General features: G+C 29.3%; 3 protein-coding genes. All 3 read right to left on the minus strand.

Annotation, left to right across the window (positions count from 1 at the left end; translation table 11 throughout):
* Window positions 1-351 precede the first annotated feature (351 nt).
* The gene (locus GOQ24_RS17000) at window positions 352-471 is read right to left on the minus strand and encodes a hypothetical protein (protein WP_410505194.1); all 120 of its coding nucleotides are present in this window, start codon (window positions 469-471) and stop codon (window positions 352-354) included.
* A gap of 321 nt (window positions 472-792) precedes the next feature.
* A complete protein-coding gene (locus GOQ24_RS07810) occupies window positions 793-1,947 on the minus strand; it encodes a S41 family peptidase (RefSeq protein WP_160339421.1) in 1,155 nt (384 codons plus the stop codon).
* A 217-nt stretch (window positions 1,948-2,164) separates the two neighbouring features.
* Window positions 2,165-2,977, minus strand: a complete 813-nt coding sequence (locus GOQ24_RS07815) for a helix-turn-helix domain-containing protein (protein WP_160339422.1) — start codon at window positions 2,975-2,977, stop codon at window positions 2,165-2,167.
* Window positions 2,978-3,048: the final 71 nt, after the last annotated feature.

Here is a 3,048-nt window from a genome sequence, read left to right on the forward strand (position 1 = left end):
TTATCAATCCTGTATCGGTTTTTCAAGACTAGTAATATATAGTTGTTTCTAAACTCAAATCCTAACATATCATCCTCTACCACGTCATAAGGCAAATACCTTCTTATAAAAGGATTTTCTTTTTTTTTATAATATGCTCAGAAGATAGAAAAAGTAGGATAACAAATACACTACTTATTTTTGTGGTGATAATTGATCCTAGATAGCATCTTTTTCTTTTGTGTTCTTCATAAAATAAAGCAACTAAGGCCAGTAAGCTTACAATGATATTAAACCACAGACGCTCTGTCCATCCCATCTTTTCAAGTATGCCTTCACAAGAACAAAGAATAAAATCGCTGTAGTTTAATATCAGGTAGATTTAAATGAAAAAAAAGCTACCATTAAACTGTAACTGAGATACAAACCGAAAGTCTTAGTTTGTTTTAATGATAAGAGTAAAGCAATAACAAGTTCAACAATAATAATCAAATAGACTATTATACTAGCATAAGCGCTAAGTAGTGAGGACTGGGTAAGTTGAACCTAGAAGGCTGTAAAAGTGATAAATTTGCTTATGGCTGCATAAACAAAAAGTAATACAAAAACATATTGTACAATAAGAGTGTATTTGGCTTTCATGGTACTGGCATTTTGGGACACCCAAACCCACAAACAGCTAAATACCAAAACAATACGTGTTTTTACCTAATTTTTAATATACTTTAGTATACTATCTTCTGAAAAGGCTTCTTTAACCAAAATATCAGGTTCAACACCTATTTGATCAAGTACTTTTCCTTGACTTGTTACCTACATTGCAGTGGGCAGAAAAAGTGTATAACCATCTCTGATTTTAAACTCTTCTGCATTTAGCATTTTACCAGCTGATTTCTCGCCAATGATTATAGCCATTTTATTTTCTTTAAAGCCTTGTATAATAGGCTCACAAGTACTTGCTGTTTTTTGATTTACCAAAAAATAAAGCTTTTGATAAGGTATTGTATTTTTAGCTTCAACCTTTAAAACAATACCTTCTTTTTCTGAAATTCCCTTTAAGAGCAACTCATAGTTTGCTTTGCTAAAAACGTCATATTGATTTAGTTCTTGCTTTGTTGGTAAACTGTTTTTTGTATTGTAGTATTTTCTTGTAAGAAATACTCCACCTACAATATCCTGTTTTACAAGTCGTTCTGCGAAGGTCATTCCTGCCTCAATACTTCCCCCAGAATTATCTCTTAAATCTATTACAAGATTTTTAAACTGCTTTTGAGCTACTTGATCTAAAACCTTATTCATATCTTCTGAAGTACCTGAAAAAGAGCTTATTTTTACGTAATACGTATCATTATCTATGAATTTATGTGGAAAATCTGTAGTTTGGGATTTGATATATTTATCCCAATCTTCCCACGCAATAAAAGCACTGTAGTGCGAAAAACCTAAATCATTGCTGAAATAATAAAACCCCATTAAAAATTCTAAATCATCTCTAAACTTCTCACAAGAGTTGTCCATCTGTTTTTTAAAAGTCTGAAATTTTTTAGAATCTAAAACAGATTTATTATATATCTTATCTTGAGTGATTTTTTCTATATCATTCCAAATCGCTTTATAATCTTTCTTTTTAATATTCAGATTCAAATCTGAATTAAATAAACCAACCGTTTCTTTTTTTCCATTGAGTAACATCCCGTGTATCCTATCATTTGTTTTAATAGCTCTAAAATAGAAATTACCAAACATTGTGGTCATAACTCCTTTTAAAGAGTCACCTTTAATCTCTCCCTTTTGAATCTTTATTAAGCTCCCTGCTTCTAACTTTTTATTAAACAGACGAGCCACACCTGCTTTGATTCCCCCTAAAATAAGTTTATCACTTCCTTTTGGACTCTCTGCAAAGAAAGTATTGTCTTGGTTATTAAATGAAAAATCAAAATGGGTTTGTACAACACCAATATCTTTCATTTTTAGCGTTGTTGGCCAGTTTTGTATTTCATTGGCTAGAACAAAACAAGTACTAGTGATGAAATAAAATAAGAATATACATTTTAAATAAATTTTTAATCTCATAGTATCCTTTTATAACGTTACTCAATACATCAATTTACTATCTAAGTGTTACACATACCTGTTGCAATCCAATATATAACTAAACTATAAATACTTTACTTTAAACAAAAAACTATAAAATTCTAAAGTCAGATGCTCTTAGATTATGTCCATGACTAAAAGCTCTGACAAAGTTCTTATAACTATTAAAATCACATCTATAAGCTATCTCAGAGATCAAGTAGTCACTAAACATTATAAGATGAAGCCCTTTTAATAATCTTTGTTGCATGTGATAGTTATAAAAGCTAACACCCATGAACTTTTTAAAATTGCGCTGAAATGTTCTTTTTTGCAGTTTATTCAAATTAACATATTCACTTAAAGTAATCTTTAAATAAGTGTCACTTTTTAATTGACAAAATCTCTTATAATGATTCTGATAGTAATTAACTCTATAAGCACTATGTAAAGAATTTAAACGTAGTTTTTTTGCTCGTTTAATTCTAAGGACAGACAAAAAGCACTGCTCTTTCAAGAAAACACCTATTAGTAAAACTTGAGTTTTACCTTTATTAATTACTAAATACTTAAATACTTTAGCCTCAAGTCCACTTATTATAAAACTAGAAAACTCTTTATTTAAATACTTGGCTATAAAACTAGAATCAATACCAAGAGTTCTTTTTGCTTTTAAACTAAATTCTCTACTAGCGCAAAGATTCTCTTGAGTTAATAATAAACAAGCTCTATTGTCTTTATCAAAGAAAAAATCAGGAGTTAATCCGAAATACTTTTTACGAGAACAAAACAGTAAAAACTTATTGAAAAATTCATTGAAAAGATCAAACTCCTTATTTTGATCAACAAGTAAAAAATGCTCTTTTAAAGCGTTTAAAAAAACTTCTAAATTCTTAGCTAAATCATATATAAAACCATTTTGCATGACTAAAAAAATCAATTGAAACAATAGAGCCTACGGGAGAACTTACATTGTTTGATTACACATCTACCTCT

The sequence above is a fragment of the Myroides sp. LoEW2-1 genome (genome assembly GCF_009767705.1).
Taxonomy (GTDB): Bacteria; Bacteroidota; Bacteroidia; order Flavobacteriales; family Flavobacteriaceae; genus Flavobacterium; species Flavobacterium album_A.

Bases quoted from the DNA above. Each gene is read 5' to 3' on its own strand.
- GOQ24_RS07810 (WP_160339421.1), bottom strand. From the start codon at position 1,947: ATGAAAGATATTGGTGTTGTACAAACCCATTTTGATTTTTCATTTAAT.
- GOQ24_RS07815 (WP_160339422.1), bottom strand. From the start codon at position 2,977: ATGCAAAATGGTTTTATATATGATTTAGCTAAGAATTTAGAAGTTTTT.